This window comes from Phenylobacterium sp. T106, from assembly GCF_057219735.1.
The window spans coordinates 12,344-30,550 of record NZ_JBXVWA010000009.1 but is presented as its reverse complement, the minus strand read 5'-3'; the positions used below and the strand labels follow the sequence as shown (position 1 = coordinate 30,550).

The 18,207-nt window shown below is 71.7% G+C and carries 15 protein-coding genes; 12 read left to right on the top strand and 3 right to left on the bottom strand.

Going from position 1 to position 18,207, the window contains the following annotated elements:
- The first annotated feature begins 144 nt into the window (after positions 1 to 144).
- From AC2D8W_RS18300 to AC2D8W_RS18255, 10 genes are all read left to right on the top strand, one after another.
- A complete protein-coding gene (locus tag AC2D8W_RS18300) occupies positions 145 to 1,983 on the top strand; it encodes a FecR domain-containing protein (RefSeq protein ID WP_484672726.1) in 1,839 nt (612 codons plus the stop codon).
- Positions 1,980 to 4,328, top strand: coding sequence for a CHASE2 domain-containing protein (locus AC2D8W_RS18295; protein ID WP_484672725.1), 2,349 nt, complete (start codon positions 1,980 to 1,982; stop codon positions 4,326 to 4,328). The genes AC2D8W_RS18300 and AC2D8W_RS18295 overlap by 4 nt, the downstream gene beginning before the upstream one ends.
- A 63-nt stretch (positions 4,329 to 4,391) precedes the next feature.
- Positions 4,392 to 4,784, top strand: coding sequence for a response regulator (locus AC2D8W_RS18290; protein ID WP_293480688.1), 393 nt, complete (start codon positions 4,392 to 4,394; stop codon positions 4,782 to 4,784).
- 49 nt (positions 4,785 to 4,833) lie between these two features.
- Positions 4,834 to 6,246, top strand: coding sequence for a class I adenylate-forming enzyme family protein (locus AC2D8W_RS18285; protein ID WP_484672724.1), 1,413 nt, complete (start codon positions 4,834 to 4,836; stop codon positions 6,244 to 6,246).
- Between the two features lie 11 nt (positions 6,247 to 6,257).
- On the top strand, positions 6,258 to 7,688 hold the full coding sequence (locus AC2D8W_RS18280) for a class I adenylate-forming enzyme family protein (protein ID WP_484672723.1): 1,431 nt from the start codon (positions 6,258 to 6,260) through the stop codon (positions 7,686 to 7,688).
- A gap of 198 nt (positions 7,689 to 7,886) precedes the next feature.
- Positions 7,887 to 8,405, top strand: coding sequence for a hypothetical protein (locus AC2D8W_RS18275; protein WP_484672722.1), 519 nt, complete (start codon positions 7,887 to 7,889; stop codon positions 8,403 to 8,405).
- A gap of 325 nt (positions 8,406 to 8,730) precedes the next feature.
- Positions 8,731 to 10,197, top strand: coding sequence for a spinster family MFS transporter (locus tag AC2D8W_RS18270; protein WP_484672721.1), 1,467 nt, complete (start codon positions 8,731 to 8,733; stop codon positions 10,195 to 10,197).
- A gap of 100 nt (positions 10,198 to 10,297) precedes the next feature.
- Complete coding sequence (locus tag AC2D8W_RS18265; protein ID WP_484672720.1) at positions 10,298 to 10,630, top strand: hypothetical protein; 333 nt, start codon at positions 10,298 to 10,300, stop codon at positions 10,628 to 10,630.
- A 211-nt stretch (positions 10,631 to 10,841) separates the two neighbouring features.
- Positions 10,842 to 12,851 (top strand): elongation factor G, encoded by a 2,010-nt coding sequence (locus AC2D8W_RS18260; protein WP_484672719.1) that lies wholly within the window; start codon positions 10,842 to 10,844, stop codon positions 12,849 to 12,851.
- A 65-nt stretch (positions 12,852 to 12,916) separates the two neighbouring features.
- Positions 12,917 to 13,291 (top strand): VOC family protein, encoded by a 375-nt coding sequence (locus AC2D8W_RS18255; RefSeq protein ID WP_484672718.1) that lies wholly within the window; start codon positions 12,917 to 12,919, stop codon positions 13,289 to 13,291.
- On the opposite strand, the gene AC2D8W_RS18250 is transcribed toward AC2D8W_RS18255, so the two are convergent.
- Together AC2D8W_RS18250 and AC2D8W_RS18245 are read right to left on the bottom strand one after the other, a co-directional pair.
- On the bottom strand, positions 13,272 to 13,919 hold the full coding sequence (locus AC2D8W_RS18250) for a glutathione S-transferase family protein (protein ID WP_484672717.1): 648 nt from the start codon (positions 13,917 to 13,919) through the stop codon (positions 13,272 to 13,274). The genes AC2D8W_RS18255 and AC2D8W_RS18250 overlap by 20 nt on opposite strands.
- A gap of 73 nt (positions 13,920 to 13,992) precedes the next feature.
- Positions 13,993 to 14,610 carry a DUF2306 domain-containing protein gene (locus AC2D8W_RS18245; RefSeq protein WP_484672716.1) on the bottom strand — a complete coding sequence of 206 codons (618 nt, stop codon included), beginning with the start codon at positions 14,608 to 14,610 and terminating at the stop codon, positions 13,993 to 13,995.
- 151 nt (positions 14,611 to 14,761) lie between these two features.
- Here AC2D8W_RS18245 and AC2D8W_RS18240 point away from each other — a divergent pair, with 151 nt between their 5' ends.
- Together AC2D8W_RS18240 and AC2D8W_RS18235 are read left to right on the top strand one after the other, a co-directional pair.
- A complete protein-coding gene (locus tag AC2D8W_RS18240) occupies positions 14,762 to 15,514 on the top strand; it encodes a LytTR family DNA-binding domain-containing protein (protein WP_484672715.1) in 753 nt (250 codons plus the stop codon).
- A gap of 99 nt (positions 15,515 to 15,613) precedes the next feature.
- Positions 15,614 to 16,345 carry a PEPxxWA-CTERM sorting domain-containing protein gene (locus AC2D8W_RS18235; RefSeq protein ID WP_484672714.1) on the top strand — a complete coding sequence of 244 codons (732 nt, stop codon included), beginning with the start codon at positions 15,614 to 15,616 and terminating at the stop codon, positions 16,343 to 16,345.
- Between the two features lie 54 nt (positions 16,346 to 16,399).
- On the opposite strand, the gene AC2D8W_RS18230 is transcribed toward AC2D8W_RS18235, so the two are convergent.
- The gene (locus tag AC2D8W_RS18230; RefSeq protein WP_484672713.1) at positions 16,400 to 18,139 is read right to left on the bottom strand and encodes a PAS domain-containing protein; all 1,740 of its coding nucleotides are present in this window, start codon (positions 18,137 to 18,139) and stop codon (positions 16,400 to 16,402) included.
- Positions 18,140 to 18,207: the final 68 nt, after the last annotated feature.

The window sequence follows — 18,207 nt, the reverse complement described above, 5'->3', positions numbered from 1 at the left end:
GAATGCAGCGTAATTACACTAGGCAGGTATGAATAAACCGCGCCTTAACGAAGAATAGAAACCAACGATATTAGCGGTCGATTCAGTTCAATCGTTTAGTCAGCGGCAATCTACACCGGGCCCTTCGGCCAGGGGGAACATGCCATGACCTTCACACGCACTGCTCTCGCGGCTTCGTTTACGGCGTTCGTGACGTTCGGCTTCAATGCGGCGCAGGCCGCGGACTGGAAGCTCGTGGAGGTGACTGGCGTCGTCCGCGTGGCGGCGCCCGGCAAGGCGCCCATCCAGGCCGCCGCCAACCAAGTGCTGCCGGTGGGCAGCATCGTCACCACCGCTGCAGGCGGACGCGCGGCGCTCTTCAACGGCGCCCAGCGGATCACCCTGGCGCCGAACAGCCGCATGACCGTCGCGCCCGAGTCCAACGCGGGCATGACGCGGGTCATGCAGGACCTGGGTTCCATCCTGTTCCAGGTGGACAAGAAGCCCTCGCAGCACTTCCGTGTGGAAACGCCGCTGCTGGCCGCCGTGGTGAAGGGCACCACCTTCACCGTCAACGTGGAGATCGGCGTCCACTCGGTGCACGTGGCCGAGGGGCTCGTCGAGGTGCGCGCGAACCAGGGCGGCGCGTCCCGCGACGTGGGCGCAGGCGCCACCGGCAGCATCGCGCGGGAGACGCCGGCGGACCTGAAGGTCGAGACGCCCCGCGCCTCGCTCGACGATGCGCCGCCGGTCCAGGTGGCCGCGCTGGATTACAGCGTCGTTTCGGGCGGCCTCGTGGAGGGCCCGGGCGCCCCCGCGGTCGTGACGCCGGCGTTCACCGGCGCGACCTCGCCGCCCGCCCAGGCCGGCGCGTCGAGGGAATCCGCGGCCTCGGCCTCCGTCCGTACGGAATCCGCTGCGAGCAGCGACGCGAGGTCTTTCCAGGTCGCCGACAGCGGCGGAGCGCCGGGCGGCGGAGCGGCGCAGGTCGACGGTCCGAGCGCGGGTAACGGCGGCGGAAGCGCCGGGGCCGAGAACGGGTCAGCCGGCGGCGGCGCGAGCCCGGGTCCGGGCAACGGCGGGCCTGCGAACGGCGGCGGCGGTGACACTGGCAACGCCGGCGGCAACGGAAACGGAAACTCCGGCGGCAGCAACGCCGGTGGCAATGGCAATGGCGGCGGCGGGGACAACGGAAACGCCGGCGGCAACGGAAACGGAAACTCCGGCGGCAGCAACGCCGGCGGCAATGGCAATGGCGGCGGCGGTGACAACGGCAACGCCGGCGGCAACGGAAACGGCAACTCCGGCGGCAGCAACGCCGGCGGCAATGGCAATGGCGGCGGCGGTGACAACGGCAACGCCGGCGGCAACGGAACCGGCAACTCCGGCGGCAGCAACGCCGGCGGCAATGGCAACGGCGGCGGCGGTGACAACGGCAACGCCGGCGGCAACGGAAACGGAAACTCCGGCGGCAGCAACGCCGGCGGCAATGGCAACGGCGGCGGCGGTGACAACGGCAACGCCGGCGGCAACGGAAACGCAAACTCCGGCGGCAGCAACGCCGGTGGCAACGGCAACGGCGGCGGCGGTGACAACGGCAACGCCGGCGGCAACGGAAACGGAAACTCCGGCGGCAGCAACGCCGGCGGCAACGGCAATGGCGGCGGCGGGGACAACGGCAACGCCGGCGGCAACGGAAACGGCAATTCCGGCGGCAGCAACGCCGGCGGCAATGGCAACGGCGGCGGCGGTGACAACGGCAACGCCGGCGGCAACGGGAACGGCAATTCCAGCGGCAGCAACGCCGGCGGCAACGGCAATGGCGGCGGCGGTGACAGCGTCAATGCTGGCGGCAACGGCAACGCCGGTGGCAATGGAAACGCCGGAGGCGGCGACAGCGGCAACGCCGGTGGCAGCGGAAACGGTAACGCCGGAGGCAGCGGCAACGCGGGCGGCGGCGGCAATGGCAACAGCAACGGCAACGGCGGGAACGGCAAGTCTTGACGGCGACGTCCGCCCAGCCTGAGCGGCCCACGCTCGCCGCACGTCTCCGGACCGCGGCGGGCGTCCTGCTCATCACCATCGCCGTCGGCCTGCTGTACGGCCTGGGCGCGCTGCGGCCCCTGGACGACGGCCTCGCCCAGCTGCGGTTTCGACTTCTTCAGCGTCCGGCCAGCGACACGCTCACGGTGGTGGAGATCGACGTCGACAGCCTGCGGGCCGCCGGCGCCTGGCCCTGGAGCCGCGAGCGCTTCGCCCGCGTCATCGACAACCTCACCGGCGCCGGCGCTCAGGTGGTGGGTCTCGACGTCGACTTCAGCGCCCGCTCGACGCCCGAGGCGGACGCCGCTTTCGCGGCGGCGATCGCGCGACGGCCGGGTCAGGTGGTCCTGCCGACCTTCGTCCAGACGACGGGCCGCGGCGAGGCGCGGCGCGAGGCCCAGGCGGAACCCATCCGTGACCTGGCCGAGCATGCGGTGCTGGCCAGCGTCAATGTCCCGGTGGACAGCGACGGACGCGTGCGCCGATATCGCAACGCCTTCGGCGCGGGCGGCGAGGAACGGGCCTCCATGGCGTCCACCCTCGCCGGGCGTCCCCCGGGCGGCGGCGCGTTCCTGATCGACTACGGCATTCGCGTTCGCGAGATCGATCATCTGTCCTTCGAGGCGGTCTATTCCGGCCGCTTCGATCCGGCCCTGGTGCGCGGGCGGAACGTGCTGATCGGCGCCACGGCCCTCGAGCTCGGCGACGAGTTCGCCACCCCCATGCGAGGCGTCCTGCAGGGCGTCTACATCCACGCCCTGGCCTACGAGAGCCTGCATGCGGGACGGGCGCTGCGCGAACTGTCCCTGCCCCTGGTGGTCGCCCTCGCGGGGCTCGCCGCCTTTGTGCTGCGGCCGCGGGGACGGCGTGATTACGCGCGCACGCTCCGCCGCCAGGCGCTGGTGTCCGCCGCCGCGATCGGGGGTCCGATGGCGCTGCAGGCCTGGGCGCCCATCAGCGTCGAGACCGCCCCGGTCCTCGTCGCGCAGGCCTGTTGCCTGATCTGGGTGGTGCGCGAGGAACTCCAGCGGCGCGCCCGCGCCGTGGTGGAACAGCGCGAGGCCCATCTGATCCAGCTCGCCGATCACATGCGGGAGAGCCGCGACAACATCCGGGCCGCCCACGACGAGCTGAAGGTCGTCAACCAGGCGCTCGACCAGGCCCTCAAGGCCCGCACCGACTTCCTGGCCATGACCAGCCACGAAATCCGCACGCCGCTCAACGGCATCATGGGCATGACGCAGGTCATCCTGGCCGACCGCGGGCTGCCCGAGCCGGTCCGCGAGAAGGTGCGCCTGGTCCACACCAGCGGCGAAACCATGCTGGCGCTGGTCGACGACCTGCTGGACGTGGCCAAGATGGAGAGCGGCGCCCTCACCATCTCGCCCGTGCAGATGGACCTGCACCGGCTCTTCGACGAGACCGCCCGCCTCTGGACGGACCGGGCGGAGAGCAAGGGCCTGACGCTCGTCGCCCGTCGGGAGGGCGTCCCCGACCTCGTCACCGAGGACACGGGCCGCCTGCGCCAGATCCTGTTCAACCTGCTGGCCAACGCCATCAAGTTCACGGACGCCGGCCACGTGGCGCTCACCGCCCGCGTGGAAGCCGGGTCCGACGGCGAGATCCTCGCGCTCGAGGTTTCGGACACCGGCATCGGCATTCCGCGGGACAAGCTCGAGGAGATCTTCGAGGCCTTCTCCCAGGTCGACGACAGCACGACCCGCAAGTACGGCGGCACGGGCCTGGGCCTCGCCATCTGCCGGCGGCTTTCCCGCGCCATGGGCGGCGACCTGACCGTGGAGAGCGAACTGGACGCAGGCTCGCGGTTCACCGTCCGGCTGCCGCTTCGCCGCGTCCACGCCGAGACCGCCGCGCCCGTCGGCGAGAGCCTCGCGTCGGCGGCCCTGCTGCTCGTCGAGGGCAATCCGCTCGCCCAGGGCCTGATGCGCGCCGCGCTGGGCTCCGAGGTCGCGGCGCTCGAGATGGCCGCGACGCTGGACGAAGCCCGGGCCGCCCTGGCCGTGCGGCGCTTCGACATCGTGCTCGTGGAAGGCAAGGCCCTGGCCGCGGCGGACTCCCCGGCCGCCGACGCCCTGCCCGGCCTCGTCGACGCGTCGGCCGGCGCCCGGGTCGCCGTGCTTTGGGCCGGCTCGCCCGACGACGCCGGGTTGCTCGAAGCCGCCGGGGCCGATCTCGTCGTGCAGAAGCCCGTCGGCGCCGCCGACCTGGGCGCCGCGCTCAAGGGCCTCTGCGGCGCGGCTTCGGCGTCGGCCGAGACGCCGGCCGTCGCCGTCAACGACGCTTAGACTTTTGTAACCGCTCTGGAATTAGTGTGGCGTGCGCCCACCTCAAGGGCGGGAGGCTGCAACGTGCGGGTGCTCTTCGTCGACGACAACGCGATGAACCGTGAGGTCGTCAAGGGCATGCTCCTGGCGGCCGAGGTGCCCATGGTCGAGGCCGAGAACGCCCTCATGGGCCTGGATCTCATCGAGACCGACCAGTTCGACCTCGTGCTCATGGACCTCCGGATGCCCGGGATGGACGGCCTTGCCGCCATCCGCGCGATCCGGGCCCGGGGCGACGAGAAGGCGGACGTTCCGATCGTGGTGGTCACCGCCGACAACGGCCACGACATCCGCGCCCAGGCCCTCGCGGCGGGCGCCGACGACCTGCTTCACAAGCCGGTGCAGATGCAGGCGCTGTTCGACGCCATCGGCCGCGCCCTGACGCGGGACGGCAGCGCGAGCGCCATGCTCGCCTGATCGGCGGCGTTCTCTGGAAGCCGCCGTCCGGCGCCGCTAGTTTCGGGCGATGTTCGACGTCCATGTCGCGTACAAGGCGCGCCTGACCCCACGCGCGATCGCCGTGTCCCTGCCCAGCGGGGCGGTCAGCTACGCCGACCTCGACGCCGACGTGAACCGTTTCGCGGCGGCGATGGTGGACCTGGGGCTGGGGCGACGCGAGATGGTCGTCTCGCTGCGCTTCGACAGTCCTTACCTCAGGCTCCTGGCGCTGCTGGCGTTCGCACGGCTCGGCGTGCCCACGTCGCCGGCCGGCGATCCCCGGGCCATGGTCCGCCTGGTGGACGGTCCCGACGACCAGCCCGGACCTGTCCGGCTGCGTCTCGACAAGGCGCAGGTGGAGGGCATCCTCGCCGCCGAGCCCCGCCCACCGCAGCCGCTCGACCTGCCGCTGGACGGCGTGGGGCGCATCCTGCTGTCGTCCGGCACCACCGGCGCGCCGCGCCGCATCGCCTTCTCGTGGCGTCGCATCGACCGCGTGCTGCGCTCGATGCTGACCACCTATGCGGCCGGCGGCTTCCGCGCCTTCGTGCCCTGGACCGGCGTGGATTCCGCCATGGGGCTCGCCAACGTCATCGCCGCCTGGGCCACCGGCGGCCAGGCCGCGCTGGGTTTCCCCACCGACGCCTTGCCCGGCTGGCTCGAGGACCTGCCCCCCACGCTCGTCGGGCTCACCCCCATCCAGCTTCGCCACCTGCTGGACGCGCTGCCGCCCGGCTTCCGGCCGAGGGCCGACCATCGGCTGATCGTCGCCGGCTCGCTCCTGCCCACGGCCCTGGCGCAGGAGGCGCGCCTGCGCCTCACGCCGGACATGCACATCATCTACGGCTCCACCGAGACCGGCCTCATCGCCCACGCCCATGCCGCCGACCTTCCCGCCCATCCCGGGCTCGTGGGGTTCATCCCCCCCGGCACGCGCGTGCGCCTCGTCGGCGACGACGGCGCGGACGCCCGGGCCGGGGCCGTGATGGTGTCGGGCGAGCGCGTGGCGGACGGCTACGTCGACGACCCGGAGGCCACCGCCGAGCGCTTCCAGGACGGCTGGTTCGACACGGGCGACCTGGGGCGTTTCACCGACGACGGGCGCCTGATCCTCGAAGGCCGGGCGGACGAGCGCCTCAACCTCGGCGGCCGCAAGTTCATGCCCGCGGTGCTGGAGAACGCGGCGCTGGCCTGCGAAGGGGTCCTCGACGCCGCCTGCTTCGCCGTGCCCGACGCCAGGGGCCTGGACCAGGCCTGGCTGGCCGTGGTGGCCGCGCCGGGCTTCGACCGCGAGCGCCTGGCGCCGCATCTGGCGGCCTATCCGGACATGCCGCCGCCCCGCTTCGCCTGGATCGACGAGATCCCGCGCAACGACATGGGCAAGACGGACCGCACGCGCCTGCGCGAAGCCGTCCTTTCGGCCCTGGCCAGTCGGCCTTAGGGTCCCCGCGCATGTTCGACGCCTACGTCCGAGACTACGCCCGCTGGACCCCGCGCGCGCCCGCGGTGGTCATCCCCGGCCGCGCCGTGACCTACGCCGAGTTCGACGCCGACATCGACCGCTGCGGCGCGGCCCTGGGCGAACTTGGCGTCACGCCGGAGGTCGGCGTCGTCTCGGTGCTGGTCGACAATCCCTACCTGCTGCTCGTGGTGCTGTGCGCGCTGTCGCGGCTGGGCGTCGCCTCCTCGCCCCACAACGACGACGCCGCCGACCTTCGCCTGACCGACGCCGGAGGCGCCGCGCCGCAGCCGCCCGCGCGGTTCCTGACCCGCGCCTGGCAGGCGGCGATGTTCGCCCGCGAGCCTGTCCCGCTGCCCGAGCTGGCGCGCGATCCCGACGGCCTCGGCCGCGTCATGCTCTCGTCGGGCACCACGCGCAGTCCCCGCCGGGTCGGCCTCTCCTGGCGCAACCTCGAACTGCGCAACCTCGCCACCCTTCGCGTCTACAGCCCGGGCCGCGCCGGGACGTGGATCCCGCTCGTCGGCGTCGACGCCATGATGGGCCTTTCGCTGGCCATGGGCGCCTGGAGCCTGGGCGCCGCGCTCACCGGCGGCCTGCCGATCCGCGACCTTCCCGGCTGGCTCGAGGCCCTGCCGCCCGGCGTGATCGCGCTCACCCCGATGCAGCTGCGCCAGTTGCTGGCCGTCCTCCCGGACGGATTCCAGCCGCAGGCCGGCTGGCGCGTGCTCTGCACCGGCTCGCTGCTGCCCGGCGCGCTCGCCCGCGAGGCCCGCACGCGCCTGTCGCCCGACCTTCGCGTGGTCTACGGCGCGACCGAGGCCGGCCTGTCGGCCATCACGCACGCCGCCGACCTCGACCGCCATCCCGGCGCCATCGGCTTTCCTGTGGCGGGGGGCCGCGTCTCCATCGTGGACGACGACGGCGTCCCGGTCCCGGACGGCCATTCGGGCCACATCCGCATCGCGGGCGATCGTATCGCGGACGGCTACCTCGGCGACCCGGCCGCCACCGCCGAACGTTTCCGTGACGGCGGGTTCCTCACCGGCGACATCGGTCACCGCCTTCCCGACGGTCGCCTCGTGCTCGAGGGCCGGGCCGACGACCGAATGAACCTCGGCGGACGCAAGTTCATGCCGGCGCTGCTCGAGGAGGCCGCCCTGGAGTGCCCCGGCGTCCTCGACGCCGCCTGCTTCGCCGTGCCCGACGACAAGGGCTTCGACAAGGCGTGGCTCGCCGTGGTCGCCGCGCCGGGCTTCGACCGCGACAGCCTGGCCGCCCACCTCGCCCGCCGGCCCGGCCTGCCCGCGCCCAGCTACGCCTGGACCGAGGAGATCCCGCGCAACGCCATGGGCAAGATCGATCGCGCACAGCTCCGCGCCGCGGTCCAGGGGGTCCTGGCCCAGGGCCAGCCGCCCGCCTGACGGCCCCCTGACCCCCCCGGGTCCCACCCGTCATCGCAGCCATCACGTTTTCTCATCCTGCCCGCCGTTGCCGACGGGCGGCCCGGCGCCAACGTCAAGCTCCGGCCCGGGCCCCTCTGGCGACCGGATCCGGTCGTGATGTCGGGCCGCTTCACGCGGGGCCTCGACGTGCGCCCCGTCACGAAAACGGAGGACGCCATGACCACCAAGTTCAACCCCTGGAGCCTGACCGGCGCGTGGCTTCTGGCCGCGAGCCTCATCGCCGTCTGGGTGTGGCCCAAGTTCATCGGCCTCGAGATCCACCCGATCTTCGGATGGGCCGAGGCCCGTTCGGGGATCGGCTGGCTCGAGCCGAACGGCCGCTACGCCGTGGGCGTGCTGGCCGGCGCCCTGGCCGTCATGCTCTTGATCCGGCGCACGCGGCTCGTCGCCGGCTGGGCCGCGCTCGGCCTGTCGCTCGTCTTCACGCTGCTGCACCTGACGCCCTGGCTGGGGATCAACATCCCCGACTACGGCCCGCTCATGGAGTCGCTCGCCGCCGGCCGCTCGGTGGCCGAGATCGAGGCGCTGGGCCTGAAGGGCGACCGCGGCGCCCACTTCACCTTCGCCATCATCAACGCCGGCCTCGCCGCCATGGTGGTGGGCGCCGAGATGGTGAAGCCCGCCGCCGGCCGTCGCCAGCGCGAGTACACGCCCATGCAGCTCGGCGCCTCGTAGCGCCTCCGGCCCCCAGGCCGGCGCCGCCGCCCCCAGCGGTCCCTCCGCGCCCGCGGCGCCGGCCCGTCCCCCTCCCGCCCCACGGGAGGGGGACACCCGGGCCTCCGACCTGTTCCCTGGCCACGGCGCCGGTCGCCCAGCTCCGCCCGAGGGCCGCCCCAGCGCCGCCAGGGCGCTTCCGGCGAACCACCGCCGTCCCCTTCCCTCCGCAGGCGGGCCACAGCGCGCCTGACGCAGCGTCCTCCCCCCTACCCCGCGCCGCCGGGCGCCGCTAACGTCGCGCGCAAGTCGCCTCGCCGCCGCGGGGCCTGGGGGGAAACCAGCCATGACCACCGCCACGCCCGCCCCGGCGGCCGCGCCCACCTACTCGACGGGCTACCGAAACGCGGTCCTCGGCCTGCTGGTGCTGGCCTACACCTTCAACTTCATCGACCGGACGATCATCTCGACGATCGCCACCGCGATCAAAGCCGACCTCCAGCTCACCGACCAGCAGCTGGGGTGGCTTTCGGGCCTGTCCTTCGCGCTGCTCTATACGGCCCTCGGCATCCCGATCGCGCGGCTGGCCGAGCGGGCGAACCGGGTGAACATCATCGCCGTGGCCATCGTGGTGTGGTCAGGCTTCACCGCGCTCTGCGGGACGGCCACCAGCTACGTCCAGCTCCTGCTCTACAGGGTGGGCGTGGGTGTCGGCGAGGCGGGCCTGTCGCCGCCGGCCCACTCGCTGATCAGCGACTATTTCGAACCCAAGAAGCGCGCGTCGGCGCTGTCGGTCTACGCCTTCGGCATCCCGCTCGGCACCATGTTCGGCGCCATGGCGGGCGGCTGGATCGCCGAGAACCTGTCGTGGCAGGCGGCCTTCATGATGGTGGGCCTGCCCGGGGTGTTCGTGGCCATCGCCATCAAGCTGGTCGTCAAGGAACCGCCGCGCAACTGGGCCGAGCAGAACCTGACGGAGGCTCCGGCCGGCGCGGCCGCCCAGCCCTCGCCCCTGCCGTCGCTGGCCGACGACGCCGACAAGCCGCCGTCGATCCTGGCCGTGGCCGGCCGCCTCTTCGGCAGCTGGGGGATGTTCCACATGGTGGCCGGGCTCACCATGGCGAGCTTCGCCGGCTACGCCGTGGGGGCCTACTCGGCGCCCTACTTCATCCGCGAGTTCGGCCTGGGCCTGGCGGTGGTGGGGATGGCCACGGGCCTGGTGGCAGGGCTGTCGAACGGAGCCGGCACCATCGTGGGGGGCTATCTCACCGACTTCGCGAGCAAGCGCAGCCTGCGCTGGTACGCCCTGGTGCCGGCGATCGGCCTCTTCGTGGCCACGCCGCTCTACCTCTACGCCTACACGCGCGACTCCTGGCAGCTCGCGATCCTGCTGCTGCTCATCCCGGGCGTGTTCCACTACACCTACCTGGGGCCCACGTTCGGCGTGGTTCAGAACGCCATGGACACGCGCATGCGCGCCACGGCCATCGCGATCACCCTCTTCGTCGTCAACCTGATCGGCCTGGGCCTGGGCCCGCCCTTCTGCGGCTGGTGCATCGACCAGTTCGCCCAGGCGGCCTTCGCGGCCAAGGGCATGGCCGGCAGCTTCCTGGAGGTGTGCAAGGGCGGCGCGGCGCCGGCGGGCTCGTCGGCCGAGCTCGTGGCCGCCTGCTCGGGCGCCATGGCCGAGGGCACCCGCAACGGCATCCTGGTGAATGTGCTGATCTACGCCTGGGGCGGGCTGCACTACCTCCTCGCCGCCATCACGCTCCCCAAGGACATCGCCCGCGCCACGGCCGCCCGCACGGCCTGACCGTCCAGCGACTCCGGCGCGAGCGAATGCAACTTTTGCGACGCGCGCGCCGCGGCGCTATCGAACGCTTAAGGACGCGTGGGGCAGAGTTGGGCTCTTAGTGACCCGCGTATCGGACTCCCTCATGCCCGACGAAATCCGCACGAGCAAAAGGGACCTGGTCGCCCGCGTGGCGACCCTCGAACTGCTGGCGGCCGATCTGATCCACATCCTGTGGCAGGTATCGCCGCAGGCCATGACCAAGCTCCTGGGGGACGCACAGCAGGACGTGGAGATCGGCCACACCCGCGTGGCGCTGCCGGTCGGCGAGCACCAGCGCGACCGGCTCTACACCGTGCTCCTGACGCGCCAGCGAATGCTCCGGCGCAAGTCGTCCGACACTGGCCGCGGGCAGGAGCCGCAGGCCTCGGCCGACGCGGGCGATCGGCACTGACCCGCCGCGCGCTGGGCGCCCGCGCTCACATTTCCTTGAACGCGCGCCCGACGGACCTTGCCGACCTGAGCCGCGGGCGTAGGGTCTGTCCCCAAGGGCGGCGTGGACCGGCCCCAACCGGTCGGCGACCGCCCATAACCTGCGCTTCAGGCGCTCTCACCTCTCCCGGGCACCGGGCGCCTTGAGCGCCGAAGGTGATGGGAGAATGTCCATGGCAATCCGAGACAAGGGGTCGGTTCGGGCGCTCGCGCTCGTCGGCCCCACGAGCGCCGGCAAGACCGCCCTTCTGGAGGCCCTGCTGGAAGCCGCGACCGGCCAGGCCGTGCGTCCCGGCGAAGTGGGGGATTCCAGCCCCGAGGCCAGGGCCCGCGGCCATTCCGTCGAACTGAACCTCGCCGGGTTCGACTTCATGGGCGACCGCTACGTCGTCGTCGACTGCCCCGGATCCCTGGAATTCTGCGCCGAGATCGATCCGGCCCTGCCGGCTGTGGACCTCGCCATCGTCGTGGCCGAGCCCGACCCCGCCAAGGCGGTGCTGCTGCAGCCAACGCTGCGCGAACTCGAGCGCCTGGGCGTGCCGCACGCCCTCTTCGTGAACAAGATGGACCAGGCTCGGGGAAGCCTGCAGGACCTGCTGGACGCGCTGGCCCCCGTCTCGTCCGCGCCGCTCGTCGCGCGCCAGATCCCGACCTGGAACGGCGACCGCGTGAGCGGCTACATCGATCTCGCGCTCGAGCGCTGCTACGTCTACCAGCCGAAAAAGCCGTCCCAACTCGTCGACATCCCCTCCGATCTCCAGCAGCAGGAGGCCGATGCGCGGTTCCATATGCTGGAGCAGATGGCCGACTTCGACGACGGGCTGATGGAACAGCTGCTGTCGGACGTCACGCCCACGCGGGACCTGGTGTTCGCCGACCTCGTCCAGGAGATGAACGACGGACTGATCGTGCCCGTCTTCTTCGGCTCGGCCCTCAACGGCTTCGGCGTCCGCCGGCTGCTGAAGGCGCTGCGGCACGAGACGCCGCCCGCGGAGAAGGCCGCCGACCGCCTCGGGATCACCACCGGCGCTTACGTGCTGAAGACGGCCTACGCCGGCCAGTCCGGCAAGCTCGCCTACGCCCGCGCGTTCGGCGCGAAGCTGTCCGACGGCGCCGACCTCGTGCTGGCCGACGGGACGCGCAGCCGCGCCGGCGGCCTCAGCCAGGTGCAGGGCTCGGCCCTCCGCAAGGTGGCCGAGGCGCAGATCGGCGACATCGTCGCCATCGGCAAGGTCGAGCAGGCCGCCGCCGGGCAGATCCTGTCGACCACGGGCCGGCCCCAGGCGGTGAAGGCCGCCGCCCGCCCGCGCCGTCCGCTGTTCGCCGTCGCGCTCATGGCCAAGAGCCGCAACGACGACGTCCGCCTCTCGAGCGCCCTCAACAAGCTCATCGAGGAGGATACCGGCCTCTCGCTGACGCACGACGCCGAGCAGCGGCAGGTGCTGCTGGCGGGCCAGGGCGAGGGCCATGTGCGGCTCGCCCTCGAGCGGCTGAAGCGGCGCTTCGGGGTCGACATCGACACCGTCCAGCCCCGCACCCCCTACCGCGAGACCCTGGCGCGCGGGACCCAGCAACGCTCGCGCCACAAGAAGCAGTCGGGCGGCCACGGCCAGTTCGCCGACGTCACCATCGAGGTGAAGCCCCTCCCCCGCGGCTCAGGCTTCGTCTTCCAGTCGAGGATCGTGGGCGGCGCCGTGCCCAAGCAGTGGGTTCCGGCGGTGGAGATGGGCGTGCGCGACGGACTGGCGAAGGGGCCCAAGGGCTTCCCCGTCACGGATCTCGAGGTGACGCTCGTCGACGGCCAGACGCACAGCGTGGACTCGTCCGAAATGGCGTTCCGCACCGTGGGCCGGCTCGCGATCGAGGAGGCCATGGCCGCGACCGGCACCATCCTCCTTGAGCCGATCGAGAAGCTGACGGTCTATTCGCCCTCGCCCAGCGCCAGCCACGTGACGTCGGCCCTGACGGCCCGCCGCGGCCAGATCCTGGGCCTCGCCCCGCGCGAGGACTGGCGCGGCTGGGAACGCATCGAGGCCTATCTGCCGCAGAGCGAGCGGCAGGACCTGATCGCCGAACTCCGCGGCCTGACCCAGGGCCTCGGGGCGTTCGAGGCCGACTTCGACCACATGAGCGAACTCCATGGCCGCCTGGCCGAGGAGGCGGCGCAGGGCGCGCGCGCCTAGACAAGCGCCGGGCCTCCGCCGCTTCCGTGGCTTCGCGGAGGCGGCGGGGCGCGATAAGGGGCCTCATGACCCAGCGCCTCTCGCTCGCCGCCCTGCTCGTCCGCGATTACGACGAGGCGATCGCGTTCTACGTCGGCAAGGTCGGCTTCGAGTTGGTCGAGGACACCGACATGGGCGGCGGCAAGCGTTGGGTGGTGGTGCGGCCGAAGGGTTCGGACGCCGGCCTGCTGCTGGCGAGGGCCGAGCGCGGCGTCGGCGATCAGGCCGGGGGCCGCGTGTTCCTGTTCCTCGAGACGGACGACTTCGGCCGCGACCAGGGAAGGATGGCCGCGGCCGGCGTCAGGTTCCTGGAATCCCCCCGTCACGAGCCCTACGGAACCGTGGCGGTCTGGGAGGATCTCTACGGCAACCGGTGGGATCTCATTCAGCCGGCTCGCTAGCCTTCTGCGCGGCGGCGATCAGCGCATCGTCGATCTGGTTGGCGCGGACGGCCGCGGGCCGGGCGAGGTGGCGGGCCGTATAGGCCTCGAACGCGGGGCGCTTCTCGATCGTGCCGAAGTCCATCCCCCAGGACAGGTGCGCCGCAATGTAGAGGTCGGCAGCGCTGAAGCTGTTCCCGGCGAGGAAGGCGCGGTCCTGCAGCACGCCTTCCAGGGTGTTCAGCACGTCGGCGGACGAGCCGAACCCGACCATGCCGCGCTGTTCCTCGGGCACATCGATCTTCAGGGCCGCGAACGACGCCATCTGTTCGATGGGGCCGGCGCCGAAGAAGAGCCAGCGGTAGTACGGCCCGCGGTCGCGGCTTGCGGGGGCCGGGGCCAGCCCCGCCTGCGGGAAGGCGTCCGCCAGGTAGGCGCAGATGGCGGCGCACTCGGTGATCACGACGCCGTCGTGGACCACGGTCGGGACTTTTCCCATGGGGTTGATGGCCAGGTATTCCGGCGACTTGGTGGCTCCGGTCTCCCAGGGCAGCACGCGCGTCTCGTAGGGCTGGCCCACCTCCTCCAGCATCCAGCGGATGATGCGGCCGCGCGACATGGGGTTGGTGTAGAAGACGAGACCGGACATGGGAGGCTCCTCTGGATGGGGGAGCGGCCATTCAACACCACGCCTGCTGACAGGACTATGTCAGCAGCGTCGATCAGGCGGAGGCGACGCCCGCCAAGAGCGCCCGTCGGCGCATCCAGAGTTCCATCAGGACGAGATTGGGAAGCCAGGAGATCCAGGCCGTGAGGCGGTAGATCTCCATGAAGCTCATCCCGAGCGCCTGGCCCATCGGCAGGTAGAGGCGCAGCGTCACAGCGCCGAACGTCATGGCGAACGAGCGGATCATCCACCGGCGATGCTCGTCGAAGCGGCCCGCGCGCGCGAACCGCCAGGCCTGGGTCGTGGCATAGATCCAGCAGACGGCCAGGAGCCCGAAGCCCAGGCCCGCGAACGGGCCCGCCGTGGTTCCGAACGCCATCACCAGGCCCGCCGCGCCGCCGACGAGACAGCCTGTCGCGTAGGTGCGGCCCAGCCAGCGGTGCAGCGTCGCGACGCGCCGTACGGCCGGCAGGAACTGGAACATGCCCACGAGCAGCGCCGTCGCCGCGCCGCCGGCATGCAGGACCAGCCAGGGCCGCGCGAAGAGATTGCCCGCGATATCGGGCGAGACGAAGGGCATCCCGGGCGCGAGCAGGCGGTAGGAGAAGATCGCCACGCCCACGCTGAGGAAGGCGGCGAGGCCCCAGGCGGCGGCTTGTGTCGTTCGATTCACGCGGGCTCCATCGGCAGACGCCCGCGAGGTTGCGGGGAACCGCCTCGCCGCCAAGGCGCGAATCCGCGAACGGCGCCGCCGCTTCGCGAATGGTTCCGCCGGCTTCGCAAGTCGTGGCAGACTCGGCGCGAACGAATCCGCCTCGGACGCGATGACGAAGCTGTTCCACCGCCCCTGGATGCGCGTGGCCGCCGATCTCGGCCTCTGGGTCGCCGTCGGCGTGGTGATGGCCGTGCTGGGGCCCTTCGGCTCGTCAGAGCGCTCGCTTCTCGAACGCCTCATCTACTGGCAGCTCTGCATGGTGGGCGGCGGCGTGATCGGCATCCTGATCGACGCCCAGGTCCGGCGCGCCTGGCCCGGCTTCTGGCCGCGCCTGCTCGCCGTCAGCGCCCTGATGACGCCGCTGGTGACGGGACTGGTGGCGCTGGTGAACCACTGGCTGGTGGGCATGCGGCTCACGCCGGGCAACATCGCCGAGCCCTGGTTCCAGGTCTTCGTCGTGTCGTTCGCCGCCATGTGCCTGCGCCAGCTCGCCTGGGCGGAGCCCCCGCCGGCGGCGGTCACGACGGACGCGCCGCGGACGGACCCCGAGGCCGCCTTCCGACAGCGCCTGTCGGCCAAACGGCGAGAGGCGGCGCTCCTCGCGGTGGAGGCCGAGGACCACTACCTGCGCGTCCACACCGACGCCGGCGACGAACTGATCGCGGCCCGCTTCCGGGACGCCCTGGCCGAGCTGGCCGACGCGCGCGGTTTCCGCACCCACCGGTCCTGGTGGGTGGCGGCCGACGCCATTGCCGACGTGAAGTGGCTGCGGGGCCGGGGAGAAGCGACACTCAGTTGCGGCAAGAAGGTGCCCATTAGCCGCGCGAACGCGGCGCCGCTCAAGGCGGCCGGCTGGTTCTGAGCCCGTGGATTGGGGTTTCACTCGCCTCCCGCGTGAATCCGATTCCACCCGAAGCTTCACTGTGATCTAGAGGGACGTGCTTCTGCGGGGAGAACAACCATGAAGATTGTTGCAGGCCTGATCGCGGCCGCGCTACTCGCCGGAGCAGCGCCAGCCGGGGCGGCGACCTTCATCATGAGCCTCTCCGGCGGCGGAACCAACGTGGGCGGCAGCAGCGCCGGCAATGTGCGGACCTACACCACGACGGTCGATGGGCAGATGGTGACGCTGCAGGCCTCGGCCTGGACCGACGCCGTCGACTTGAACCCCGACAAGATCAAGCGATCCTACCTCGGCTCGTACAGTGGCGGCCTGGGCGTGACGGCGCCCGGCGAAAGTGGCTCGAACAACACCCACACGGTCGACAACGTGGGCCGCAAGGACTTCATCCTGCTGAAGTTCAGCACGGCCGTCGACCTGACGCACATCTACCTGAGCGTCTACAACATCGGGGCGGGTGGCCCGGACAGCGACGCGACGGTCTTCTACAAGAACGGCGCAACGGCGCCTGTCCACAATGGCTTGTCCAGCGTCTACTTCAGCCAGTTCACCGCCATCGACGTACCCGGCGGGTCGAGCAGCGGCCTGCGCACGGTCGGCAACGCCAACACCTTCGCGGACACCTGGCTGGTAAGCGCCAAGCCGGGCGGCTCCAACGATGGCTTCAAGCTGAAGTCGCTCACGCTGACGACGCCCGTGCCCGAGCCCTCCAGCTGGGCCCTGATGATCGGCGGCTTCGCGGCCGCCGGCGCCGCGCTGCGCGCGCGGCGGCGGCTGGAGGCTGCCGCCTAAAGCGCATCGGGGACCGCGGTCTCGAAAGCGGTTTTCTGCCAGACGCGCACGGGCTCAAGCCCGTACGTCGATCTCCGCGACGAGGCCGGTCGGCTTCCATGTGAACGTCGCCGCCCCGCCGAGCTGGCGCGCCAGGTTGGCGATCAGGCGGGAGCCAAAGCCGGCCCGGGTGGGCTGCGCCACGACGGGGCCTCCGGCCTCGGTCCAGGTGAGTTTCCAGTCTCGCCCGCTCCCCGCCCAGCGGATCGAGACGGCGCCCTCCGGCGCCGATAGCGCGCCGTACTTCATCGCGTTGGTGGAGAGCTCGTAGACGATCATGCTGAGCGGCTGCACCTGCTCGGCGGAGAGATAGAGGTCGGGCCCCTCCAGGTGGACGTGCTCGACCCGCGCGCACGCCGCCAGCTCCTGCCGGATCACGTCCTCGAACCGGGCGCCCTCCCAGTTGCTCTTGGCCAGCGAACCCTGCGCCCTGGCGATGGCGTCCACGCGCCCGCTGATGACGGCGCGCAGGTCGTCCGGGCCGCTGGCGTCGGTGAGCCTCACGACGGACTGGATGATCGTGAGCACGTTGCGCGCCCGGTGATCCACCTCGCGCGCCAGGAGCTCTCGCGCCTCCTCGGTCCGCTTCCAGGCGGTGACGTCCACGGACGAGCCGATCAGACCGATCACCTGGCCCGCCTCGTCGCGCAGGGGCTCCTTCGTGGAGAGCCAGATCGTACGCTCGCCTCCCGGACGACTGACCTCCTCCTCGATCTGCTCGCCGACGCCGGTCTCCATGATGCGCCGGTCGGTGGCCATCACCGCGGCGGCCTCCTCGGCCGAGTCCAGGAACTCGGCGTCCGTCTTGCCGATGAAGAACTCGGGCGGCTTGCCGATCAGTTCCGCCGCGCCCCGGTTGGCGACGAGCATCGCCCCCCGCAGGTCCTTGGCGTAGACGACCCCGGGCAAGGCGCGCGTGAACGTCTCGAGGAGCCGTTGCGCCCTGTCGCGCTCCTCCTGCAGCGCACGGCGTTCCTGCAGGTCGATCAGCACCCCCGGAAACGCGAGAGGCGTCCCGTCCGCGCCATGGTCGACCCGGCCGTTGGCTTCGATCCAGTAGTAGTTCCCGTCCGACCGCCGCACCCGGTACTGGTGAGCGTAGGGCCCGCCGCGCCCGATGGCGGCGGCGATGGCCTCACGGAGACCGGCCTTGTCCTCCGCGTGGACCGTTTCGATCACCTGCTCGAGGTTCAGGCCATTGTGGACGCGCGCAGGCTCGATGCCGAAGGCCAGCGCGAACGGCTCGTCGATCGTGAAGCGGTCGGCCACCAGGTCCCAGAACCACGTGCCGATGATCGCGCCGGCCCCCAGGGCCAGCTCCACGCGTTCGGCCGCGTCGCGCAGCGCGGCCTGCGTCTCGCGCGCCTCGGTCACGTCGGTGTTGGTGCCGAACCAGTGGACCACCGCGCCTGTCGGGTCGCGAACGGGCTCGGCGCGCGACAGGAACCAGCGATAGACCCCGTCCCACCGGCGCAGGGGAAAGGTGTCCTCCCACGCGCCTCCTCTGGCCACCGCGGCGCGGAAGCTGCTCGCGACGCGGTCGGCATGATCGGCATGCAGCGCCCGAAAGCCGGAACCCGCCTCTCCCGCGCCGGCTCCGATGTAGTCGTGCCAGCGCCGGTTGAACCAGTACACCTTGCCCTGCGCGTCGGCGATCCACGCCATCTGCGGGATGTTGTCAGCGAGCTTTTCGAACAGCTCCGGCGGCGGCCCTGGGCGATGGCGTCCCGGCTCGTCGTCTCCGCCCGTGATCATCGCCGATCCCCCACGGACGATCATTGGTCGTGAGGCCCAGACGCGTCAAGCTGGTCCAAGTCCGGAAA